This is a genomic window from Rhodococcus sp. Q1 (assembly GCF_004153645.1).
Taxonomy (GTDB): domain Bacteria; phylum Actinomycetota; class Actinomycetes; order Mycobacteriales; family Mycobacteriaceae; genus Rhodococcus; species Rhodococcus gordoniae.
In genome coordinates, this window is sequence record NZ_SDMJ01000008.1 from 75,148 (window position 1) to 97,238 (window position 22,091).

Here is a 22,091-nt window from a genome sequence, read left to right on the forward strand (position 1 = left end):
CAGGGCACGAATCCACTCCGTGTCCGGCCGATCCCGGTCTGCCTCTTCACAGTCCGTGCCCGCGCTCGGCGAACTCGCCCGCCCTGCTCCGCGATCACCGGGCTAGCCTGTCTGACCGTACGGCGTCGGCACGCGGGAGAGGAGGTCGGATGGGCGGACACACCGGTCGCGACCTGTTCCGCTACCTCGTCGCCGACGAAGCGGACGAGTACCTCGCGGTGATGGACAGCTTCACCGGCCTGTTGCTCGCGGATCTGTCCGCGGCCGACATCGCAGCCTCGTGCGCGGCGCGGGGCGCGACACTCGACATCGCGGTCGTCGACGCCCGGTGTCATCGGCTGGTCCGATGGGGGAACCTCGCGCTCGCGGGCCGGGCCGGGGAACGCGACGACGCGGGCACCGAGGGCGGATCCCACCGGCGGAACGTCCGAGGCGCGGTCTCCACCGATGTCGGAGACGTGGTCTCCACCGACGTCAGGGATCGTGCCCGGTACCGGCCGACACCGGCCGGAGTACGGGTGCACCGTGAGGTCGGCAGGTTGCTCGACACCTCCGACGGAGTGCGCGAGGTCGCACGCGAGTCGCTCGGGTGTGTGGCCGACGCACTCGGCCGGATCGACGAACTGCTGGTCGGCGACGGGGTCGTGCTCGACCGGGACGAGTTGGCCGCGCAGGTCACCGCCGTATTCGCGCACCACCGGTTGTTCACGGACAGCGTCGCCGACTTCTACTCGCATCTCGCCGGGATCCTCGGCCGTCTCGAAGACACAGGGGGCGTCGACGACTACACGGAGACCAAGCACCTGCTCCTCGACTACGTCGACGTCATCGGTTCGGACGTCGAGCGTCTCGCCCCACTCGTCACGAGCAGACTGGCTCGGCTGGAACCACGGCTCGACTCCCTGCTCACCGCCCTGCCCGAGTTCGGCCTGCCCGGGGCCGAGCAGTCGGACACCGTTCCGGTCCGCTCCCCCGGTCGACGTCGCGCCGACTGGGAGGCACTGGCGCAGTGGTACGCGGAGGACTCCGGCCCGCGACGCATGCGCGACGCGGCGGCGTCGGCGCTGAGCCGGCTGCTCGCGCGCACACGACGGATCACGGCGAGCACGCCGGGCTTCTCGCACCGCGCGGATCTGTTGCGCCTGGCACGGTGGTTCGCCGAGTCCTCCGACGAGCAGGCCCACCGCGTGTTCGCCGCGACCTTCGGCACCTTCCCGAGCCGGCACCTGTTGCTCGGTCCCGACGAGACCGACCCTCGCGTCGGCGCAGGCACATCGTGGTGGCGGGCCGCTCCCGTCGTGGTGCCGGTGTCGCTGCGCGAACGCGGCGACAACTCGTCCCGAGGAGGTATCGGGCGTCTCCCCGATTCGCTGCCCGGTCGGGTCCGAGCGGACGAACTCGCCCGGCACGAGTCACGTCGACGCGCCGACGCCGTCGCCGAGCTGAGTTCGGCGGGCGACCTGCACGGCGCGCACCTGTCGACGCAGGCACGGGACGTAGTCCTCGGCGTCCTCGCCGCAGCACTCGCGGGCTACCGAACCGTCGGGGGGCCGGTGTACGTGGACGATCCCGATCTCGGGCTGTCGCTGACGGCCGAGCCCGGTGCCGACACGGTGGTGCACTGCCCCGACGGCGATCTCACCGTGCACGGTCTGTCACTGCGCGTTGCGGCGACAGAATCGCTCGACCCCGGCGCGGTGACCCCGTGAGCACCTCGCATCCGGGTGCGGCATCGCTGGATGCCTCCGGCCGCCGCGACGCCGCGCGAGCACTGCTGCAGCAGCCGATCGTCACCGCCGCCGGCGACCGTGAGACGTTCGACCTCGTACGACGTCACGCGCCACCCCTGAAGTCGATGTTCGCCGACCGGCTCGGATACCGCCTCGTCGTCGAACCGACCTTCGTCCGTCTCCTCAAGGCACCGCTCGAACCCATGGCACCGCACCGCGCCCTTCGGCACGCCGACGGCACCGAGTTCGGCGCGATCACCTACGCGTGCCTCGCACTCGTGTGCGCGGCACTGCTCGAACCCGGGGCCGGCGACCGAGTGTCCGTCGGCAGTCTGCTGGAACAGGTGCGCGCCGACGCGCGGGAGAACGGCATCGTGTTCGGCGACCCGGTGTCCGAGGAGCGGAACTTCGCTGCCGTCCTGCGCATCCTCGAGGAATGGGGAGTGATCACCGAGTCCGATCGGGTCGACGAGGAGAACGGCGACGTTCCCCATCTCCGGATCCATCGCGATCTGCTCCCCCACCTGCTCGACGTTCCTCTGCACGAGATGCCCGGGCCTGCGGCCGCACTCACACGCCACGAGCACGAGCCCGCGGGCCGGCGCCTGTACCGGCGGCTCGTCGAGGATCCGTTCGTCGCGCGCGACGAACTGGACGACGAGTCGGCGGCGATACTCGCCCGCGACCGCCACGAACTCGCCCGGATGCTGGAGGAGGACTTCGGTCTCGTCCTCGAGGTGCGTGCCGAAGGTGCGATCGCATACGACCCGGCCGGCGTACTCACCGACGACGCCTTCCCGGGATCGGGGACCCTGCGGCATGCCTGCCTGTTGCTCGTGTCCGAACTCGTCGGACGGTTCGGGGATCGGGCGGCGGCCACACTGCACATCGACGCGCAGACCCTCGACTCGACCCTCGGCGAGCTCGCCGCCTCGCATTCCCGCACGTGGAAGAGCACCTACGTCCGCGACCTCGCACTCCTGCGCCGCGACGTCGTCGCCCTGCTCACTCGTCTCGGCTTGGCGCGCCCGCACGAGGACGGACTCGAACTGACCGCACCCTCCGCCCGTTACCGTCCCGTCTCCGCCGAAAGCCACTGTCGATGACCCACTTGCCCGACTCGTCCGCCGGCGACGGGAACCCTCCACCCCGCTTCCCGGATCGCTGGCGTCTCCACCGCGCCGGGATCGTGAACGTCTGGCACTACCTGGACGTCGAGTTCGTCCTGTCCGGGGGACGGATGATCCTGCGCGGCACCAACGGATCCGGCAAGTCCCGCGCCCTCGAGATGTTGTTGCCGTTCCTGCTCGACGGCGACCGCAGACGCATGGACGCGACGGGTGCCGCGAAGGTCGATCTGGACGAACTCATGCGCACCGGAGCCCCGGATACGACGGATCGTGTCGGATATCTGTGGCTCGAACTGGCGCGTCCCAGTGGGCATCTCACCATCGGCGCTCAGATCCGCCATCGCTCCGACGCACGTCGCAGCGAGGCGTACTTCTTCACGACGCCCCTGCGGGTCGGCACCGACCTGCGTCTCGTCGACGACCTTCGCGCCCCCCTCTCGCGCGAGCGGCTCACCGACCTCGTCGGCGCCGACAATCTCACCCGCGACCCGGAGCGGCATCGCGAGACGGTCCGCAGACTGGTGTTCGGGCTGCACGGTGAGAGCGGACGCGACCGCTACGACGGTCTGCTCCAACTTCTGCACACCCTGCGCTCGCCCGACGTCGGCAACCGGATCGACGAGGGTCACCTTCCACAGATCCTGTCGGACGCGCTGCCACCGCTGACGGAGAACATGCTCACCGAGGCCGGAGGTCGCCTCGACCTGCTCGGCGAGACCCGTCGGGAACAGATCCGCCTCGAGACGGCGCACGCGCACGTGCTGCGCTTCCACGAGGTGTACCTACGGTATGCGGCGGATCTGCTTCGCGCCGACGCCGACGCTGCTGTCGAGGCCGCGCGGCGGGTCGTCGAGACCCGACGCGCACTCGCCGCCGCGGAGGCCGAGGCGACCGACCTCGATGCCCAGGTCGCTGCCGCGGACACCCGTCTCCGGGAGCGCCGCGATCAAGTGGCCGAACTCGACCGCGCGATCCGCGGACTCGAAACCCACGCCCTGTTCCGAGCGGCGGACGATCTCGCGCAGCGGCAGCTCGCCGTCGATGCGCTCCACCGCGCGGCCGAACACTCGGCCGCCGCGGCCGAACGCAGTCGCCTGCGGGAACGCCGCGACGCAGACCGTGCGGCCGGAGTCCTCGATGAACTGACCTGCGTGGTCACGCGCGCCGTGCGGCGTCTCGCGACGGCGGGTCGCGACCTGCCGGCGGTGGGCCTTCCGCACGACACCGTGCCGGCTACGCTGCACTTCTCCGTCGACCACCCACCAGCCGTGCTCGAACCCGTCCGGACCGGTGTCCACGACACCCCCGAGCAGGTGGTGAGGCCGGTCGTGGCGACGGTGTCCCTCGACCCCGGACAGGTCGGCGACGCCCGGGATGCCGTCCTGCGCGCCGCCGAGGCGACCCGTCGCAGGCGGGACCAGGCCGACCGGCGACTGCTCGAGGCGCGTCGTCTCGACGCCGCCGCGCACGCGGTCCGGGAGGCCGAGGCGGCCGCCGACCGCGCGGCCCACGACGCCGAACACCGTGCGGTCGAAGCCGCCGAGACGGATGCCGGTGTCGGCGCGGTCGCCGCCGGTCTGCAGCACCGGTGGCGCGAGTGGATCACCGCCGACCGCACGACGGCGTTGCTGCCGGAACTCGACCGGGACCGGGTCGTTCTGATGCGCCGACTGTCCACGCAGCTCGACGTGCTGATCGACACGGCGCCGGCCGACACCGGCTCCGATGGTGTCGACCTCGATCCGGCACTCGCGGAGCTGGATTCGCTACCGGCGGCCGCCGCGCGCTCCGCGCTGAGCTACCTCCACAACGCCCCGGACGAGCGGGAGAGTCGAGAACGCGACGCACGGATCGCACGCGAGCACCTCGTCCGGGAGCAGGCGGCGCTCGAAGCAGCAGGCGAGGGACCCGAGCAGGCGCCCTGGCACGTGCGCACCGACGGTGCCCCACTGTGGCAGGCAGTGGAATTCGTCGACACCCTCGGGGACGACGACCGCGCCGGAATCGAAGCCGCGTTGCTCGCCGCGGGTTTCCTCACCGCCACGGTCGACGGGGAGGGCCGATTACGTGCACTCGGCGGCCAGGTCCTCGTCTCGCCGCGCGGCGAACCACCGACGCAGCCCTTGGCGACGGTCCTGCGTCCCGACCTCGACGCCGGCGTACCGCGGCCGGCGATCGACGCCGTCCTGAACACGATCGGTTTCGAGGACGCCACCGCTGTGGCCTCGGTCTCGCGGGACGGCCGCTGGCACAACGGTGTTCTGCGTGGACGGCACACCGCCGAGACCCCGCGCTTCATCGGCAGGGCGGCCCGCGAGGCTGCCACCGCGGCCCGCCGCGTGCGCCTCGACGAGATCCGTGCCGAACTCATCCGGATCGACCTCGCGACGGAACAGCTGCGCGTCGACTTCCCCGACGCGGCGCACCGGCGGGCGGAGATCGACGCCCACCTGTCGACCGCACCGACCTCGCACGCGCTGCGAGCCGCGCTCGAACGACGTCGGCACGCGTACGAGCGCGCGCGTTCCGCGGCGGACACGGCGGTGGAGCTGCGCGATCAGGCGACGGTGCTGCGCGCCCGATGGAGCGCCGACCTCGACGCCCATCGCACCGCATGCGCGCATTTCGGCGTGCCCGGTGAGGTTCCGGAACTCGAGGCGCTGGTCGCCGGATGTGCCTCCGCCGAAGCACTGTGCGCCGAACTGGCCCGCGCTCTCGGTGACGTCCTCGCCGCACACACCCGGTTCACGGATGTCGCCGAGCGGTGCGCGCAGGCCACGGCCGAGCGGATCGAGGCGGAGGAGATCGCCGAATCGTGCCGCTACGAATGGCACGCGAAGGCCGCGGTGGTCGCAGCCCAGACCGCGGCCGTGGACGTCGACGCAAGCGACCTGGCGCGGGAACTGCGTAACTCGGAGACCGAACGGGCACGTGCCGACGAGCAGTTCCGGCGCACGGTCGCTCATCGCGAGCACCTCGGCCGTGCCGTCGCGGAGGTGCTGCAACGATGCGCGGCAGCGCGCGAGCGGCTCGACCGTGACCGTCGCGAACTCGCCGCGGCCGCCGAACTGCTCGCCGCGCACCTGCAGCTGCCCGAGCTGCGCGCCGCGCTCGAGGAAGATCCCGATCCGGCCGCTGTGTCCTCGCGGACGCTGCTCCCTCCCGTCCACCTCGAGGATCCGGATCATGTGCTCTCGGTGGCCGGGCACCTCTCGGCCACGCTGCCGCCACGCACCGGAATCGACGAGAACGCGATGCTGGTCGCGCTGCAGCAGTTCGACCGCGACATCACCGCGCGCTTCGACGTCGAGCACACGGTGACGCACGGTGCCCATCGCGTACGGATCGCTGGAGCGGTCGACGACAGCACACCTGCGGGTGTCTCGGCCGCACTCACCCGGCAGGTCGAGGAGGGCCGCCGGGTCCTGTCGCAACGTGAGCACGACGTGTTCACCGGCTTCGTGCTCGGCGGTGTGGCCGACGAACTGCGCCGGCGGATCGACCGGGCACGGCAGCTGATCGCGGCGATGAACGACAGTCTCGCCGACAGCCGCACGACGCACGGGATCGGCGTGCGGATCGAGTGGCGACCCGGCGGTGAGGACACCGACGCGGCTCGCATGACGCGACTGCTCACCGACACCGACCGCTCGGCCGAGGATGCGGCCGAACTGGTCGAGATGCTGCGCCGCCGGGTGGAGTCCGCGCACGTCGCAGACCCGTCCGCCGGGTACGCGCTGCACCTGTCGCAGGCACTGGACTACCGGCGCTGGCACGAGGTCGAGGTCACGATCGTCGGTCCCGGACCGGACCAGGAGCGGCGGATCTCCGCGCGCGCCAAGATATCCCAGGGCGAGACACGCTTCGTGTCGTACGTCTCGCTGTTCGCCGCGGCGGACGGCTATCTCTCGGGTCTTCCCGACACCGGTACCGCATTGCGGCTGGTGCTGCTCGACGACGCGTTTGCCAAGATCGACGATCCCACGATCGGTGAACTGATGGGCCTGCTCGTACGGCAGGACATCGATTTCGTCATGACCGGGCACGCGCTGTGGGGTTGTGTGCCCGAGGTACCCGAACTCGACGTCTACGAGGTCCGCCGGCTCGGCGACGGAACGGCTGTGACGACCCGGGTGCACTGGGACGGCCGCGTGCGGCACCTGCGGCCGCTCACCGATCTACCGACGTAGCAGCGGCGGGCGCGATACCGATATCACGCCCGCCACCGCCGGGATCCTGAGAAGGTGCCGGATCAGGACACGCGACGCAGCAGCGCTGCGAGTGCCTGTCCGCCACCGATGCACATGGTGACGACGCCGAGCTCGAGGTCGCGTCGGATCAGGTCCTTGGCGACGCGCAGCGTGAGGATCGCGCCGGTCGCGCCGACCGGGTGCCCCAGGGCGATGGCACCGCCGTAGGGGTTGGTCTTCTCCGGGTCGAGCTTGGCGTCGCGCGCCACCGCGAGGGCCTGCGAGGCGAAGGCCTCGTTGAGCTCGACGGTGTCGATGTCGGCCGGGGTCAGACCGTTCTGCTCGAACAGCTTCGCCAGGGCGAGAGTGGGTGCGTAGCCCATCAACTCGGGTTCCATCGCCGCGGTGACGACGGACTCGAGCACGACCGAGCCGGCAAGGCCGCGTTCGCGGGCCACCGATTCTCGGGCGAGGACGAGGGCGGCCGCGCCGTCGTTGATGCCGGACGCGTTACCGGCGGTGACGGTGCCGTCCTTGATGAACGCCGAACGCAGCTTGCCGAGCACCTCGAGGGTGGTGTCGGGCTTGGGATGCTCGTCCTCGGTCACGGTGACGGGCTTGCGGCCACCGATCTCGACCGGGGTGATCTCCTCGGCGAAGACGGCCTTCGCCGCATCGGTGGCAGCGCGCCGCTGCGATTCGAGGGCGAACTCGTCCTGCTGCTCACGGCTGACGCCGTACTCGCGGGCGACGTTCTCGGCGGTGACGCCCATGTGCAGTCCGCTGAACGGATCGGTGAGCATCCCGACGGTGCCGTCGACGAGCTCGCGGTTGCCGAGCTTGTAACCGCTGCGGGCACCGAAGTCGTAGAACGGCATGCGGGACATGCTCTCGTCGCCGCCGGCGACGGTGATCTCGGCAGCACCCCAACGGATCTCCTGGGCGGCGGACCACACGGCCTGCAGTCCGGATCCGCACAACCGGTTGACGGTCAGGGCCGGGGTGGAGACGGGCAGTCCGGCGGCGAGGGTCACGCGACGGGCGTTGTAGGCGTCGGCTCCGACTTGCCCGATGCAGCCCATGACGACCTCGTCGATGTCCTCACCCGCGACATCCGCACGCCGCAGCGCCTCGCGCACCGCGGTGGCGCCGAGTTCGTGGGCGGGTACGTCCTTCAGGGCGCCACCGAAGCTGCCGACGGGGGTGCGTGCGCCGTCGACGATGACGATGCGTTCCGGAGCGGTCATTTCTCGTCCAATCTGGTCGAACACCTGGGGTCCACACGCCGGCACCGGCCGAGCGCACGGCTCTTCGAGAGGCTGGCCCTCCCGAAGGGTCCGATTCATGCTACGGCACCGAGTGCCGCAGTCTCGTGGGCTCGAACGCGCGCTGCAGGAACAGGTGCGGAAACGCCATTCTACAGTAGGAGCTACGTTGTTTTCACGCGTCGTCCACAGCGAACGGGAGACCCGCCGCGAGACGATCCGCGGCCGCCGGCGTGCCCAGCTCGCGACGGTGCCGGGGGTGCTCCACGTAGAACTCGAGGAAGCGGTACAACTGCACGGGGTCGACGGCCAGATACCGTGAGTCCAGCTCGATCCGGGGCTCCTGCGGCAATCGCTCGAAACGGAACACACGACTGGTCCGCCGGCGCGCCCACGCCGCCGACTCGTGCCCCTCGATCCAGATCACCGGGACCCCCCGGTCGACCGCCCGGAGCCCCCGCACCGACACCCAGGGCAGGTAGGACTCCACGAACCAGCCGCGCAGCCTGATGCCGTCGGGTCCGAGAACGAGCGATCCGGCCCGGATGCGCCCGAGTGCCACCTCGGCGAGGAAGGTCAGGCACACCCCGGCGACGAGTGCCAGCGCCACCGCCACCACGGGAAGCCCGTCGTTCCCCACCAGGATCTCCACGGCCGCCCCGAGCGAAAGGAAGGCGCCGCACACCACCATCGCGAGCAGCAGACCGAAGACGACGTGGCGTCCTCCGATCTCGGTACTCCCGCGACCCGCCGCGTCGACATGCCTCACCCGGGGTCTGCGCCCCGGTGGCGACCAGAAGGCAGCGCCGAAGGCCGCCGTCAGCAACATCAGCACCGCCAGGATCGAATAGAAGCGGTCGGCGCCCACCGAGCCGGCGCGCCACACACCTACTCCGCGGGTCGCGGCGAAGACCGACACGAGCACGGCCGCACCGGCCGCTGCGTATACACGCAGAGTATGTGCGCCGTGCCGCCATTCGCTCGGCGGTTCGGTATCGGATGTCCGTTCGGTGTCCGAAGTCGCAGCCTCCGTGCCGCGCCCACCCCACGGGACAACAGGTCGTTGCATCGGTCTCCCCTCCCGGTGTACCGAGGAGCCTCGACGCTCTCGGCCGTGCCGGTCGGCCGGAACGCTACCTCGAGCGGCCGATCGGATGCGGACCCTCCGGGCGCTCCGCCACGACCGGGCACGCGAGTTGGCACCGGCCGGTGTGACGATTAACATACCCCCCGGTCATCACTGTGTTATTCCAGGTCACGGCTGTTTTTGGAGGGACGGGACGCGTATGGGGGAAGCTGGCGAGAATATTTCCCTACGTGTCGGTAACACCTACAGGCGAGATCGCGACACAATCTGTGACGATTCAGACGAGACCGGAGGAGTCTGCATGACTGTCCAGCTTGATTCGCCTGGCATCGCGTCCGTCGGCGAAGCTTCGTCGGCCGCGGCAGAGCTCGGCGAGCTCTTCGAGCAGATCAGGGAGCTCGACGCCCAGTTGCTCGCGGTGATCAAGCGGCGTTCCGAACTCGTTCAGCGCGTCGGAGCATCGGCCAAGGGCACCGACGCGAGCCGCGAGGCACAGTCCGAGGAAATGGCCGTCCTCGGACGGTTCGACGAACTCGGCGCCGACGGAAGCACGCTCGCCATGACGCTGCTGCGCCTCGGCCGCACCCGCAAGGCCTGAGACCCACCCCGACGGCCCCCGCACCACACGGAGCGGGGGCCGTCGGCGTACCCGCGCCGTCCGCCGATTCGAGTCACGCCGGTCGCAGACGTGGACGCACCCTGCCTGTCGGAGGTCCCGGTATCAGACAGGAGCAGTATGGATCTCGGGCTCACTGCGAAGCGGGCCGTCGACCGGTCCCCGAACGACACAGCACCGGCCGGAGCGACTCCGGCCGGTGCTGTGCACTTCCGTCAGCGCAGGATCGTCTTGATCTCCAGGAACTCCTCGAGCCCGAAGACACCCGCTTCGCGTCCGATACCCGACTGCTTGTAACCACCGAAAGGTGCGTCGGTGTTGAAGGCGCCACCGTTGACGTAGACCTGACCGGTGCGCATGCGGCGGGCCACGGCCTCCGCTCGCGCCGGGTCGGCCGACCACACGCCGCCCGACAGGCCGTAGTCGCCGGCGTTGGCGATGCGCACGGCGTCGTCCTCGTCCCGGTAACCGATGATCGACAGCACCGGACCGAAGATCTCCTCACGGGCGATCGTCATCTCCGGCGCGACGTTCGTGAAGACGGTCGGCCCGACGAAGTAGCCGGTAGAGAACTCGGTCTCGCGCCCGTCGAGCACCAGTTCGGCCCCCTCCTCGACCCCCTTGTCGATGTACGACTTCACCCGTGCCTGCTGCGTACCGCTGACGAGCGGGCCGAGCTTCGACGACGGATCGTCGGGCAGTCCGACGGTGTAGGCCCGCGCGACCTGCTCGGCGATGGCGGTGGCCTCCGGCAGACGGTCGGCGGGGACGAGCATGCGGGTCAGCGCGGTGCAGGTCTGGCCGGAGTTGAGGAAGCACTTGCCGACACCCTCGGTGACAGCGGCGATGAGGTCGGCGTCGTCGAGGATGATGTTGGCCGACTTGCCGCCGAGTTCGAGCGCCACCTTCTTCACCGTCTCGGCCGCGACGACCGAGACCCGCTTGCCGGCGCGCGTCGACCCCGTGAACGACACCATGTCGACATCGGGGTGGGCGGCGATGGCCTCGCCGACGACCGGTCCGTAACCACTGACGACGTTGAGCACACCCGGCGGCAGCCCGGCCTCGTCGACGATGTCGACGAGGGCGTAGGTCACGAGCGGCGCGACCTCCGTGGGCTTGAGCACCACGGTGCATCCTGCCGCGAGCGCGGCGAACACCTTCAGCACCACCTGGTGCAGCGGATAGTTCCACGGGGTGATCGCCCCGACGACCCCGATGGGTTCGCGGACGACCAGGGCGTTGCCGATCTCCCGGTCGTCGAAGTCGTAGTTTCCGGCCAGCGACGCGTAGGCCGCGATGTTCTTCAGCGGCATCCCGACCTGGATGGCGCGTGCGAAGTGCGCGGGCATCCCCAGGTCCTGCGAGACGACGGCCGTGAGTTCGTCGGCGCGCTCGTTCGCCAGGGAGGAGACCTTCTCCAGGTAGGCGGCGCGTGATGTACCGCTGAGCGCGGACCAGGCCGGGAATGCTTGTTTCGCCGCGGCGACGGCCCGATCGACATCGGAGGGGACACCCTCGGCAACAACAGCGACGACCTCCTCGGTCGCCGGGTTCACGACCTCGATCCGGCCGGTGCCGTCGGAATCGACCCATTGCCCGTCGATGTAGATCTTCGTGCGGTCGAGAATGTCCGTCATCTCGGTCTCCCTGCTCGTAGGACGCCCTTGCGCGAGGGTAACGAAGACCACACCGCAATGCGGGGTCGATCTCGTCGAGCCCGAAGGTGTGCGACGGCTCGGTCGCCGGCGGCGTTGCGAGCCTCGAGCGTGTGTCGGCAACCTCCCCGGAGGGACGATCGGAATGCCCTAGACTGTGCTGCAGGTCACACGAGGGAGTAGCTCGATGCCCGATCGCTCCGCAGCACGCAGCCGGCAGGCACCGACCGCCGACAGTCCCGACCGGATCCGCAACGTTGCCCTGGTGGGGTGCAGCGGATCCGGGAAGACCACCCTCGCCGAATCCCTCGCCGTGGCAGCGGGCGCCGTCGGGCGTGCCGGGCGCGTGGCCGAGGGCACGACGGTGTCCGACTACGAGGAGATCGAACAGCGGCACCGCCGGTCGGTGCAGCTGTCCGTGGTGCCCCTCGAATGGAACGGCATCAAGATCAACCTGATCGACACGCCCGGCCACCCCGACTTCGACGCGGAGGTCCGCGCGGGTCTGCATGCGGCCGACGCGGCGATCTTCGTCGTCTCCGCCACCGATCCGATCAGCGCCGCGACCCGCGCCCTCTGGCGTGAGTGCGACGACGAGGCCGTTCCTCGCGCGATCGTGGTGAACAAACTCGATGTCGCCCGGCACGGCTACGACGACATGCTCTCGGACTGCCACGATGCCTTCGGGCTGGGGCCCGACACCCTGCGGGCCCTGTTCTATCCCGTCTACGACGGCGACCGCCCGATCGGATCGATGGGGCTGCTGACGGGCCGCAACTACGGCGAACCGGGCCCGTGCCCGGTCTCCACCGAGGCACGGGAAAGCCTGGTGGAGGCCATCTCCGGCCAGGACGACACGCTCATGGAGCGGTTCATCGCCGGCGAGCAACTCGACACCGCCTCCCTGCAGGAAGGGCTCACCCGCGAGATCCTGGCCTGCACCCTGCACCCGGCCGTCCCCGCGGACGAGACGGGTATCGGGTCCGTCGAACTGCTCGAATTGATCACCACCGGCTTCCCTGCCCCGACACACCGCGGGCGCGGGGCACCGCCGTGCGACCCGGAAGGTCCGCTCACAGCGCAGGTCGTGCGCGTGGCCGGCGACTCCTATGTGGGCCGGATCAGCCTGGTGCGCGTGTACTCCGGCACGCTCCGGCCCGACACGATCGTGGCGCTGGCCGACGGCGACCGCGACAGCCGCGAACGCATCCCTGCCCTGACGAGCCCGTTCGGCAAACAGCAACGCCCGGTCGGTGAGGCGGTCGCGGGAGACATCGTCTCCGTCGGGAAACTCGCAACGGCGCAACCCGGAGACGTCCTGCACGACCCCGACCGTCCGGTCTCGCTCGACCGGTGGCCGACCCCGACACCGCTGCTGCCCGTCGCGATCGAAGCGCACACCCGCACCGACGACGACAAACTGTCCCAGGCCCTCTCGCGACTGGCCGCCGAGGATCCGGCGCTGCGCGTCGAGCAGAATCCCGAGACCCACCAGCTCGTGTTGTGGTGCACGGGTGAAGCACACTCGGAGCTGGTCCTCGAACGGCTGCGTACCCGGCACGGTGTGCAGGTCGACACGGTCGAGCATCGGGTGCCGCTGAAGGAAACCTTCGCCGCCTCAGCGAAAGGTCACGGCCGGCTCGTCAAACAGTCCGGCGGACACGGTCAGTACGCCGTCGTCGACGTCGAGGTCGAGCCGCTGCCGGTGGGGAGCGGTGTCGTCTTCGCCGAGCGGGTGGTCGGCGGTGCGGTTCCACGTCAGTTCATCCCGTCCGTGGAGAAGGGCGTGTACGCACAGGCGGAGAAGGGGGTGACGACGGGATATCCGCTCGTCGACGTGCAGGTCACCCTGGTCGACGGTAAAGCCCACTCGGTGGATTCGTCCGACGCGGCCTTCCAGGCGGCAGCGGGACTCGCCCTGCGGGACGCGGCCTCGCACAGCACGGTTCGAGTGCTCGAGCCGGTCGCTGCCGTACGGGTGATCGTGCCCGAGGAGTTCCTCGGAGCCGTCCTGGGCGATCTGTCCGCCCGGCGCGGCCGGGTACTCGGCACCGAATCACCGGCACCGGGAATCGCACTGCTGCGCGCGGAGGTTCCCGAACTCGAACTCGGCCGCTATCCGGTGGAACTGCGGTCCATCACGCAGGGCACCGCCGACTTCGCGCGCCAGTACCTGCGGCACGAGCCGATGCCCGAGAACCTCGCCGCCCGATACGGGGGGTCGGACTAGCCGCCACACCTTCCGGACAACGTGCCAGCATGAACGCCATGAGCGTTCTGCTGTGCTTCCACGCGCACCCCGACGACGAGGTGTTCCTCACCGGCGGCGTGATGCGCCTGGCCGCCGACGCCGGACACCGGGTCGTGCTCGTCGTCGCCACCGACGGAGCCCGCGGTGAGTATCCCGACGGACTGCTCGCACCCGGCGAATCTCTCGCCGCACGGCGCACGAAGGAACTCGAAGAGTCCGCTCGCGCGCTGGGTGCCGCCCGGGTGGTGTCCTTCGGCTACGGCGATTCGGGGATGGCCGGCACGAGCGGCAACCAGGACCCCGACGCCTTCGCGAACGCCGATCCGGGCGAGGCGGGAGCACGGCTGGCCGCGGTGATCGAGCAGGAACGCGCCGATGTCGTCACCATCTACGACGCGCACGGCGGATACGGCCATCCCGACCACATCCAGGTCCACCGCGCCGGGGTCCACGCCGAACGCATGACCGGGCACGACACCGTCTACGAGGCCTCGACGAACCGGGATCACCTGAAGCGGCTGTTCTCGGCGCTGCCGGACGCACCGGACGATGTGCGGCCTCCGGACCTCGAGACCTTCGGTCTGCCGGAGTCGGAATTGACCACCGCGGTGGATGTGTCGACGGCGCTGGACGCCAAACGCGCGGCGATGGTCGGTTACGAGTCGCAGATCGGCGACTTCGGACCGATGCTGACCATGCCCGAGGAACATCTGCGGGCCGCGTTCGGTGTCGAATGGTTCCGGCGACGCGGTGGTGCGCCCGGTCTGCGGGAGACCGGTCTCCCGCTCCGACCGCCGACATCGACGTGAGCAGAACCGTTGCAGCCGTTTGATCGTCCCGGCGTTCGGGTACCGCTCCCCTGCACCTACGAACGAAGGACGGACGTCGATGGACAACGCCCCCAAGCACGGCTCCGGCCGCCCCGAGGACAACGACGACCTCACCGGCCGGAAGATCGAGAACCTCGTCGACAAGCTCGAACAGAAGGTCGAGAACGAACGCGAGGAGGAAGGCGCGGCCGGCAGCATCTCGGACCGGGTGAAGACGGAGAAGGTCGAGCCCGACGATCAGGCCCCCGAGTGAGCCGCGTTCAGCCGTAGATCCGTGCGTAGAGCTCGCGGATCTCGTCGGCCGTCGGGATCCTGGGGTTGTTGTTCGGAGATCCCGACGCCAGTGCCTGCTCGGCCATGACCGGGACCCGCTCGTCCCAGGTCCGCCTGTCGATGCCGTAGGACTTGGGCGTGGGCACCTCCACGTCGCGGCACAGTTCTTTCAGCGCGACGAGCAGATCGGCAGCGGCCGTCGCGTCCGAAGCGTCCGCCGACGTCGCGCCGAGAGCGCGGGCACAGTCGGCGTAACGGGATTCGGCCGCATCCACCGAGAACTCGGTGACCGCCGGGAACAGCATCGCGTTCGACAGGCCGTGCGCGACGTGGAAGTGCGCCCCGATCGGCCGGCTCATGCCGTGCACGAGCGCGACGCTGGAGTTGGAGAATGCGATCCCGGCCTGCGTGGCGGCCAGCATCATCTGCTCGCGCGCCGCGGCATCCTGTCCGTCCGCGTAGACGCGCCGCAGCACCCGTCCGATGGTGCCGATCGCGACGAGCGCGAGACCGTCGGAGAACGGGTTCGCCTTCCTGCTGACGTAGGCCTCGATGGCGTGGGTGAGTGCGTCCACGCCGGTGTCCGCGGTCAGCCGCGGGGGCATCGTCATGGTGAGCCGGTAGTCGACGATCGCCGCGACCGGCAGGAAGGCCAGGCCGGGGCACAGCATCTTCTCGTCGGTCTCGCTGTCGCTGATGACTGTGAACTGCGTTGCCTCGGAGCCACTTCCCGCCGTGGTGGGCACGGCGATCACCGGTAACGCCGGACCGGTGTTGTCGCGCGGCGCCTTGTAGTCGCGCATGTGCCCGCCCTGCCGGGCGAGCAGGCCCAGCGCCTTCGCGGTGTCCATCGGGCTCCCCCCGCCGAACCCGATCACGCAGTCGGCGTCGTGCTCGGCGACCGCCGCGACACCCGCGTCGAGTGAGGCGGTGGTGGGGTCGGGCACGGTGTCGGCGAAGACCGCGGGGTGCAGTCCGGCGGCGTCGAGCTGCGCGACCATCCGATCCACCGCACCCGTACCGACCAGGAACTTGTCGGTCACCACCAGGGGCCGGGCGAGTCCGAGTCCGGCGACGACCTCCCCGATCTCGGCGACGGCACCTCCGCCGACGCGCATGATGCGTGGAAGTGCGATGGAAGCCACGTGCGATCCCCCTCGAATATCCGGCCGACAGGTCGTGTCTACCGCATCACAGTCGCGAGCGGAGGCATCCGGCGGATCTCGGGGAGTCTCAGCTCTCGACGACCCGCAACCGTGCGCCGTGTTCGCCGGAGCCCTTCCGTGCGGTGAGCAGCCCGAGGCGCTCGAGGTCGTCCGCGCGGTAACCGGGCCACCCGTGCAGCATGCGACGCCACCGCTCCGGAACCGCGGACGCACCCCAGCGTGCGCCCAGCAGTCCGCCCGCGATGGCCGCGACCGTGTCGGTGTCGTTGCCGGCGCGCACGGCGAGTTCGAGTGCCTCGGGCAGGTGTCCGGGGCCGTCGGTGCGGGCGTGTGTGATAGCCCACCACGCGGTCTGCAGGGCGTGGACGACCCAGCCGTTGTTGTCGAACACGCGGGGGCTCGGCGCGGCCTCGGCCTCGTCGAGCAACACCGTCCACCGCTGCTCGGCAGGTCGCGGCAGGTGGGACAACGCGATCCGCACCCCGTCGAAGGTGCCGTGGAGGACGGCGTGACGGATCGCGAACGACCACAGGCGGCACGCTTCGGATGCCTGCTCGTCCGCGTGGGTGAGGCTGCTGATCGCATGGGCCGCGGCCAGGCACCGTTCGGCGTCGTCGAGGAAGGCGAGCCCGACGGGTGCGGTGCGCATGAGCGATCCGTTACCGCCGGTGCGTCCCGGGAGGCTGCGGGCGCGCGCCGTCATGCCGGCGGCGGTGGGGCCCGCCTCGCGCAGGACGGCACGCGTCTGGTTGCCGATGTCCTTGGGGTCGGTGGCGTACCAGCGGAGGAACTGCGCCGCGACCGCGTCGAGTCCGGCACCCTGTCCGATGTCGACGCCGGTCGCCGAGACCTCGGCGATGGCGAGGGCCATGGAGGTGTCGTCGGTCCACTCGCCGGGCGCGAACGGCCCGAGTCCGCCGCCGATCATGTCGACGGGTGTGGTGGCCGCCGGATACGTGAATTCGTATCCCGCCCCGAGTGCGTCGCCTGCTGCGGTGGCGAGCAGGACTCCGGCGGCCCGGTCGTTCTGTGCTGCGGTCGTTTCCATGAACCCCTCAATTCGATCAAGTCTGCGCTAAAGTTAGCGCATCAATGATTGAATGTCCACCATGGGCACACCGACCGATTCGACCGGCAGGTCGCTCACCGACTACCCGCGCCCCTCGGTGGCCGTGGACGTCGCGGTCCTCACCGTCGACGAAGTCCTGAAGGTACTGGTCGTCGAACGTCCCGAGGGCAGCTTCGCCCTGCCGGGCACCTTCCTGCACCCCGGCGAGCGACTCGCCGAAGCCGCCAAACGCGCCTTGCGCGACAAGGCCGGGCTCACGGGCGTCGACTTCCACCAGCTGGCCATGCTCGACGATCCCGAGCGCGACGACCGCGGATGGGTGCTGTCGATGGCCCACGGCGCCGCAGTGCCGGTCGCCGAAATCCCCGCCGAGGCGCATCTCGTGCCGACGACCGAGACCACCGGCCTCGCCTTCGACCATGCCGAGATCGTCGACCTGGCCGTCGCCGACCTGCGTCGCCGGTACTCCGCCGCAGTCGACCCCGGCAACTTCCTCGGCGAGCAGTTCACCGTGCTCGACCTGCGGATGCTGTACGAAACCGTCTATGCCCGCAGCTATCCCAAGGACACCTTCCGCCGGCACCTGCTGCACGGCCTCGAACCCACCGGCGAACTGCGCAGGGAGGGCACAGGTCGCCCCGCCGAGATCTACCGCCGGCGCGACACTCCCCTGCCGTCGTCCACCGCCGCCTTCCTGCTGCAGTGACGCCTCAGGCCACCAGCGCGAGCGCGATCTCGGCGGCTACAGCGACATTCCCGCGATAGACCGCGACATTCGTCTCGAGCGAGCGCCCCTCGGTGGCCCGATGCATGTGGTCGAGCAGGAACGGGGTGAGCGCCTTACCGCGCATCCCGGTCTCAACGGCCGCGCGCTCGGCCTCCGCGAGCACCCGGTCGTGCAGTTCCGGATCGATCTGCGCCTCGGCCGCCACCGGATTCCCCACGAGCACCGCCGAGCGCAGTCCCAGCCCGTCCCGCGCCCGCGCCACCTCCGCGGCCTGCTGTGCCGACTCCACCGCGTCGACGTCGCAACCGCTGTCGCGCACGTAGAAACCGGGGAAGCGCGGGGTTCGGTAGCCGACCACGATCACCCCGAGCGTCTCGAGCCGTTCGAGTGTCGCGGGGATGTCGAGGACGGACTTGACGCCGCCACTCACCACGAGAATCGGAAGTGTCGCCAGCGCAACGAGATCCGCGCTCTCGTCGAATGTCGACGAAGCTCCTCGGTGAACGCCGCCGAGGCCGCCCGTGGCGAAGACGGCGATCCCGGCACGATGCGCGAGCAGCGCCGTCGCCGACACCGTCGTCCCGCCGTGCCACCCCTTGGCCGCTGCGACCGGCAGGTCGCGGAGGCCGAGCTTGACGACCGGGAAATCGTCCGCGCCGAGCATACGGATCTGCTGCTCCGACAGACCGACCGTCGGCGTACCGTCGACGACCCCGATGGTCGCGGGCACCACCCCGGAGTCGCGCAGACGCTGTTCGGCGTCGAGCGCGACCTCGACGTTGCGTGGACGCGTGAGACCGTGCGTGAAGATCGTCGATTCGAGCGCCACGACGGGCCGACGGCCCGCGATCGCCTCGCGCACGAAGTCCGCGACGCGGATCGATTCGCTCATACGACCGACGATAACGCGGCCTATCGAAGCGCCGCGGCCGTGCGCCGGCCCATCTTCGCGAGAATGCGGGTCGTGCGGTCGGCATCGTCGGGAGCGTCCACCGCCGGCGCGCAGACACCGTCCATGTAGAGCGCGTCGCCGAAACTGTCGGCGCCCGCCTCCATCCGATCGAGTTCGGCGTCGGAGAAGACCACATCGGCCCCCGCGCTGCGCGCGATGTCCCAGCGGTGCACGAGCATGTCCCAGATGTAGAACTGTTCGAAGGTCGCGCCCACCGTCGTCGGCCCGAAGTACCCGTCGTAGGTCGTCGAGACGAGTGCGTCGTCGGCGAGGATCTCGGCGATACGCGCCGTGTGTACCTGCCAGGCCTCGGCGGGACGGCCGGTGTCGGGCCGCTCCCCCGTCTCGACACCGCGACCGTCGAAGAACTCCCGCTGCGTGTCGATGATGTGGGCCAGGACGTCGCGCGCCGTCCACCCCTCACACGGCGACGGTGCGTCCCACTCGGCGTCGCGCAGGGACGAGATCACGTCGGTGAGCGGCTTGTCGGCCTCTGCGTGTCGCAGTGCTGTTGTATTCATGACTCGATACTGACGACCACCGAGGGCGAGGTATTGATGAAACCCGACGGCGGCGACCCGGCGGCGCGGCGTCTCGGCGGTCGCGACGACATCGAACGCGCCCACCTGAAGGATCCGCACGACGCCTCGCACACCATCGATCGCTATCCCGCCGGGCCCGACCTCACGGACCTGGTGCAGCGGTACTGGATTCCGGTCTGGTCGGTGCCGCCCGGCCGGGAGGCACCCCAGCGGGTGCTGCGGTATCCGGTCTGCCAGATGGTGGTCGGGCACGATTACGCGCGCTTCTACGGTGTCGAGCACGGACTGTCCACCGTCACACTCACCGGTGAGGGCTGGGCGGTCGGGTGCATGCTCAGCCCTGCGGCCGGCGCCCTGCTCACCGGCACCTCGCTCGCGGCGTTCACCGACCGGGCCGTCGACCTCACCGACGTCCTCGACGACCCCGGCACGCGCCTGACCACACGGGTACGCGAGGCGATGGCATCCGACCCCCGTTCACCGGAGTCGCATCGCTCCGCGACGGAGGCGTTCGACGAGGTGCTTCGCGCCCACCTCCCGATCGACGAGGAAGGACGACTCGTCAATCGGCTGGTGGCGTTCGTGGAGGAGAACCCCGACGTCCTGCGCGTCGAGCAGATCCGGGCGGAGTTCGATCTCGGTGAGCGGGCCCTGCAACGCCTCGTCCAGCGGCGGATCGGCCTGACCCCGAAGTGGCTCATCCAGCGACGGCGACTGCAGGAGGCCGCCGGCCGCCTGCGCGAGAGGCCCGGCTCGTTGTCGGAGGTCGCCGCCGTCCTCGGTTATGCCGACCAACCCCACTTCGTGCGAGATTTCGCGAAGGTCGTGGGCATGACCCCCGGTGCGTTCGCTGCTCGCTACGGCGATACACGACCGCCTTCTTCGGATGGGTCCCGCGAGCCCGGCGCGCGTACCACATAGTGGAACCTCCCGAACCCACGACCCTTCGCGATCAGGTAAATGTAACGAAGCGCACAGGGAGGACGACCTACCTGTCGAAGCACGACGAAGAACGAAGGGGTTCATCGTGGGACACGACCGCCTACTTTTCATCGGACGTCCGGACGCGGACGAGGTCGCGCACTGGAGCACTCTGCGCGAGCTCGCACCCCAGCGAGGATGGAAGCCCACTCGGACATTCGAGCCCGGCGAAGTCGCCTGGGCCGTCGCCGCCGGCAGCGCCTTCGAGCAGTCCGGCCCGACCGCCGAGGTGATCCACTCGCTGCAGGAAGCCCACATTCCCTGCACCAGCGCACTCGACGCGATCCGCCACGCGTACTCGGCCTCACGCCTGTCGCTCTGATTCGCATGCGGGTGGCCGTGCCTCGACGTCGCGGTGCGGCCACCCGCTGCGCGTTCCGACCTACGGCTGGCCGAAGGGACTGACGTCGAGCCAGGTCGCCAGGAACTCGGTGTCGCCGAAGACCTTCACGTCGGCCGCGTCCACCGCGCGCCGCCGGTAGAGCACCAGCAGTAGCTCCGTCAGCGGTCCGCGTACCGCGACGGCACTCTTCTCGTGGGCGTGCCGCCACACGAACTCTTCTCCGGTCAGATCCACGACCCACTCCGCCGACGTGTCCGTCGCATGGAAGTGCAGTGTCCGGTCCGGACCGTGCAGCGCACGGTGCCGTTCCGCATCGCGTCGCGGCCAGGTGACCACGGCCAGGTCGAGCCACTCGTCCACGCTGTCGACCGCGAGGTCGTGTGCCATCGTGAATTCCACACCCAGCGCAAGCGCAGCGTCGGCGCGGTGCACGACCGTCTCGTGGGTGAACCGCCGGGCGAAGAACTCCGGGGTTTTCTTGCCACCGGGGATCGGTGTCCACACCCGCATGTTCGGGCCGATCTCCCGCAGCGCGGTCCCGAGCTCGTGCGCCCCTTCCCGCAACCACGGGATCACCTCGTCCGGATCCTCGTCGACGTAATCCGCCAACTCCCGCATCGCGCGGTCGGTGCGGGGCATCGTCCCGTTCCCCCGGACCGCCTCGGCCGCCCACCGGTGCCCGTAGCCGATGTGCCGGGCGAGCTGACCGAGGTTCCATCCCGGGCACGACGGCACCGGTGTGGTCATGTCCTGCCCGGTCAGTGAGTCCACCAGCAGTTCCGTCTGTTCGACGATCTCTCCGCAGTAACGCGCGTAGTCCAGCATGCCTACCCTTCGTACTCGGCCCGATACCCGCCCCGATTCTGCACGGTCGGTGTCCTGTCACGATTTCGGTGTTTCCGACGTCGCCGAGCGCGGTCGGAAACACCGAAGTTCGCGATCGGTCTCGAAAGCGTCGTCTTCCAGTGTCACGTACTGCCGTCGGATTTCGACGAGATTCTCGCGGGGCGACCGTAAGCTGAACGGATGTACTCGTACAAGGTGATCGAGATCCGCGAAGGCATGCTCGGTGGGAAGATGTCCGGCGGCAAGCTCGAGAAGATCCTCAACGATCATGCCCGAGACGGGTGGCGCCTGAAGGCGATCACCTCCGCCGACATCAAGGGACGGATCGGCCCCGGTGGCGTCGAGGGAATGCTCGTGACGTTCGAACGCGAAGAGTAGAAGCGATGTCGCGCCGAATGCCGGCACCTGTCGGTAGCGGCAGTGGATTCTTCCCGC

The 22,091-nt window shown here is 69.9% G+C and carries 19 protein-coding genes; 11 read left to right on the forward strand and 8 right to left on the reverse strand.

The features are described from left to right. The first annotated feature begins 149 nt into the window (after positions 1-149). The 3 genes from EQ874_RS19760 to EQ874_RS19770 are packed head-to-tail and all read left to right on the forward strand — an operon-like array spanning position 150 to position 7,050. The gene (locus tag EQ874_RS19760; RefSeq protein WP_129977853.1) at positions 150-1,709 is read left to right on the forward strand and encodes a DUF2397 domain-containing protein; all 1,560 of its coding nucleotides are present in this window, start codon (positions 150-152) and stop codon (positions 1,707-1,709) included. Beyond that, complete coding sequence (locus EQ874_RS19765; protein WP_129977854.1) at positions 1,706-2,836, forward strand: TIGR02678 family protein; 1,131 nt, start codon at positions 1,706-1,708, stop codon at positions 2,834-2,836. Before EQ874_RS19760 ends, EQ874_RS19765 begins: the two co-directional genes overlap by 4 nt. Beyond that, positions 2,833-7,050 (forward strand): TIGR02680 family protein, encoded by a 4,218-nt coding sequence (locus EQ874_RS19770; RefSeq protein WP_129977855.1) that lies wholly within the window; start codon positions 2,833-2,835, stop codon positions 7,048-7,050. Before EQ874_RS19765 ends, EQ874_RS19770 begins: the two co-directional genes overlap by 4 nt. 62 nt (positions 7,051-7,112) lie before the next feature. On the opposite strand, the gene EQ874_RS19775 is transcribed toward EQ874_RS19770, so the two are convergent. Further along, positions 7,113-8,297: a thiolase family protein gene (locus EQ874_RS19775; RefSeq protein ID WP_129977856.1), complete on the reverse strand. Its 1,185-nt coding sequence runs from the start codon at positions 8,295-8,297 to the stop codon at positions 7,113-7,115. A 193-nt stretch (positions 8,298-8,490) separates the two neighbouring features. Next, on the reverse strand, positions 8,491-9,384 hold the full coding sequence (locus EQ874_RS19780; RefSeq protein WP_129977857.1) for a hypothetical protein: 894 nt from the start codon (positions 9,382-9,384) through the stop codon (positions 8,491-8,493). A gap of 319 nt (positions 9,385-9,703) precedes the next feature. Between EQ874_RS19780 and EQ874_RS19785 the strand changes: the two genes are divergently transcribed. Continuing rightward, positions 9,704-10,000 (forward strand): chorismate mutase, encoded by a 297-nt coding sequence (locus tag EQ874_RS19785; RefSeq protein WP_016934680.1) that lies wholly within the window; start codon positions 9,704-9,706, stop codon positions 9,998-10,000. A gap of 233 nt (positions 10,001-10,233) precedes the next feature. Here the strand turns inward: EQ874_RS19785 and EQ874_RS19790 are convergent, their stop codons facing one another. Beyond that, positions 10,234-11,658: an aldehyde dehydrogenase family protein gene (locus tag EQ874_RS19790; protein ID WP_129977858.1), complete on the reverse strand. Its 1,425-nt coding sequence runs from the start codon at positions 11,656-11,658 to the stop codon at positions 10,234-10,236. A 205-nt stretch (positions 11,659-11,863) separates the two neighbouring features. Here EQ874_RS19790 and EQ874_RS19795 point away from each other — a divergent pair, with 205 nt between their 5' ends. The 3 genes from EQ874_RS19795 (at position 11,864) to EQ874_RS19805 (ending at position 15,010) form a co-directional block, all read left to right on the forward strand. Beyond that, positions 11,864-13,906 carry an elongation factor G-like protein EF-G2 gene (locus EQ874_RS19795; RefSeq protein WP_129977859.1) on the forward strand — a complete coding sequence of 681 codons (2,043 nt, stop codon included), beginning with the start codon at positions 11,864-11,866 and terminating at the stop codon, positions 13,904-13,906. Positions 13,907-13,944: 38 nt separating this feature from the next. Beyond that, positions 13,945-14,736, forward strand: a complete 792-nt coding sequence (locus EQ874_RS19800; protein WP_064063651.1) for a PIG-L family deacetylase — start codon at positions 13,945-13,947, stop codon at positions 14,734-14,736. A gap of 79 nt (positions 14,737-14,815) precedes the next feature. Further along, positions 14,816-15,010 (forward strand): hypothetical protein, encoded by a 195-nt coding sequence (locus tag EQ874_RS19805; protein ID WP_064063637.1) that lies wholly within the window; start codon positions 14,816-14,818, stop codon positions 15,008-15,010. 7 nt (positions 15,011-15,017) lie between these two features. On the opposite strand, the gene EQ874_RS19810 is transcribed toward EQ874_RS19805, so the two are convergent. After that, positions 15,018-16,148: an iron-containing alcohol dehydrogenase gene (locus tag EQ874_RS19810; protein WP_129977905.1), complete on the reverse strand. Its 1,131-nt coding sequence runs from the start codon at positions 16,146-16,148 to the stop codon at positions 15,018-15,020. A 115-nt stretch (positions 16,149-16,263) separates the two neighbouring features. After that, positions 16,264-17,244 (reverse strand): ADP-ribosylglycohydrolase family protein, encoded by a 981-nt coding sequence (locus EQ874_RS19815; protein WP_129977860.1) that lies wholly within the window; start codon positions 17,242-17,244, stop codon positions 16,264-16,266. A gap of 61 nt (positions 17,245-17,305) precedes the next feature. On the opposite strand from EQ874_RS19815, the gene EQ874_RS19820 reads away from it, so the two are divergent. Continuing rightward, entirely contained in the window at positions 17,306-17,971 is a 666-nt protein-coding gene (locus EQ874_RS19820; protein WP_129977861.1) for an NUDIX domain-containing protein, read from the forward strand. A 4-nt stretch (positions 17,972-17,975) separates the two neighbouring features. On the opposite strand, the gene EQ874_RS19825 is transcribed toward EQ874_RS19820, so the two are convergent. Together EQ874_RS19825 and EQ874_RS19830 are read right to left on the reverse strand one after the other, a co-directional pair. Beyond that, positions 17,976-18,884, reverse strand: a complete 909-nt coding sequence (locus tag EQ874_RS19825) for a pseudouridine-5'-phosphate glycosidase (protein ID WP_129977862.1) — start codon at positions 18,882-18,884, stop codon at positions 17,976-17,978. Positions 18,885-18,904: 20 nt separating this feature from the next. Then, a complete protein-coding gene (locus tag EQ874_RS19830; RefSeq protein ID WP_064063250.1) occupies positions 18,905-19,465 on the reverse strand; it encodes a TIGR03086 family metal-binding protein in 561 nt (186 codons plus the stop codon). 36 nt (positions 19,466-19,501) lie between these two features. Here EQ874_RS19830 and EQ874_RS19835 point away from each other — a divergent pair, with 36 nt between their 5' ends. Together EQ874_RS19835 and EQ874_RS19840 are read left to right on the forward strand one after the other, a co-directional pair. Then, complete coding sequence (locus EQ874_RS19835; RefSeq protein WP_129977863.1) at positions 19,502-20,407, forward strand: AraC family transcriptional regulator; 906 nt, start codon at positions 19,502-19,504, stop codon at positions 20,405-20,407. Positions 20,408-20,513: 106 nt separating this feature from the next. Beyond that, a complete protein-coding gene (locus EQ874_RS19840; protein WP_016933472.1) occupies positions 20,514-20,789 on the forward strand; it encodes a hypothetical protein in 276 nt (91 codons plus the stop codon). 60 nt (positions 20,790-20,849) lie between these two features. Here the strand turns inward: EQ874_RS19840 and EQ874_RS19845 are convergent, their stop codons facing one another. Then, positions 20,850-21,635 carry a maleylpyruvate isomerase family mycothiol-dependent enzyme gene (locus tag EQ874_RS19845; RefSeq protein WP_129977864.1) on the reverse strand — a complete coding sequence of 262 codons (786 nt, stop codon included), beginning with the start codon at positions 21,633-21,635 and terminating at the stop codon, positions 20,850-20,852. Between the two features lie 201 nt (positions 21,636-21,836). Between EQ874_RS19845 and EQ874_RS19850 the strand changes: the two genes are divergently transcribed. Next, on the forward strand, positions 21,837-22,034 hold the full coding sequence (locus EQ874_RS19850; protein WP_006552868.1) for a DUF4177 domain-containing protein: 198 nt from the start codon (positions 21,837-21,839) through the stop codon (positions 22,032-22,034). Positions 22,035-22,091: the final 57 nt, after the last annotated feature.

Coding starts and splice junctions, on each gene's coding strand:
- EQ874_RS19760 (WP_129977853.1), top strand. CDS start 150: ATGGGCGGACACACCGGTCGCGACCTGTTCCGCTACCTCGTCGCCGAC.
- EQ874_RS19770 (WP_129977855.1), top strand. CDS start 2,833: ATGACCCACTTGCCCGACTCGTCCGCCGGCGACGGGAACCCTCCACCC.
- EQ874_RS19775 (WP_129977856.1), bottom strand. CDS start 8,297: ATGACCGCTCCGGAACGCATCGTCATCGTCGACGGCGCACGCACCCCC.
- EQ874_RS19780 (WP_129977857.1), bottom strand. CDS start 9,384: ATGCAACGACCTGTTGTCCCGTGGGGTGGGCGCGGCACGGAGGCTGCG.
- EQ874_RS19785 (WP_016934680.1), top strand. CDS start 9,704: ATGACTGTCCAGCTTGATTCGCCTGGCATCGCGTCCGTCGGCGAAGCT.
- EQ874_RS19790 (WP_129977858.1), bottom strand. CDS start 11,658: ATGACGGACATTCTCGACCGCACGAAGATCTACATCGACGGGCAATGG.
- EQ874_RS19795 (WP_129977859.1), top strand. CDS start 11,864: ATGCCCGATCGCTCCGCAGCACGCAGCCGGCAGGCACCGACCGCCGAC.
- EQ874_RS19800 (WP_064063651.1), top strand. CDS start 13,945: ATGAGCGTTCTGCTGTGCTTCCACGCGCACCCCGACGACGAGGTGTTC.
- EQ874_RS19805 (WP_064063637.1), top strand. CDS start 14,816: ATGGACAACGCCCCCAAGCACGGCTCCGGCCGCCCCGAGGACAACGAC.
- EQ874_RS19810 (WP_129977905.1), bottom strand. CDS start 16,148: ATGCGCGTCGGCGGAGGTGCCGTCGCCGAGATCGGGGAGGTCGTCGCC.
- EQ874_RS19815 (WP_129977860.1), bottom strand. CDS start 17,244: ATGGAAACGACCGCAGCACAGAACGACCGGGCCGCCGGAGTCCTGCTC.
- EQ874_RS19820 (WP_129977861.1), top strand. CDS start 17,306: ATGGGCACACCGACCGATTCGACCGGCAGGTCGCTCACCGACTACCCG.
- EQ874_RS19825 (WP_129977862.1), bottom strand. CDS start 18,884: ATGAGCGAATCGATCCGCGTCGCGGACTTCGTGCGCGAGGCGATCGCG.
- EQ874_RS19830 (WP_064063250.1), bottom strand. CDS start 19,465: ATGAATACAACAGCACTGCGACACGCAGAGGCCGACAAGCCGCTCACC.
- EQ874_RS19835 (WP_129977863.1), top strand. CDS start 19,502: ATGAAACCCGACGGCGGCGACCCGGCGGCGCGGCGTCTCGGCGGTCGC.
- EQ874_RS19845 (WP_129977864.1), bottom strand. CDS start 21,635: ATGCTGGACTACGCGCGTTACTGCGGAGAGATCGTCGAACAGACGGAA.
- EQ874_RS19850 (WP_006552868.1), top strand. CDS start 21,837: ATGTACTCGTACAAGGTGATCGAGATCCGCGAAGGCATGCTCGGTGGG.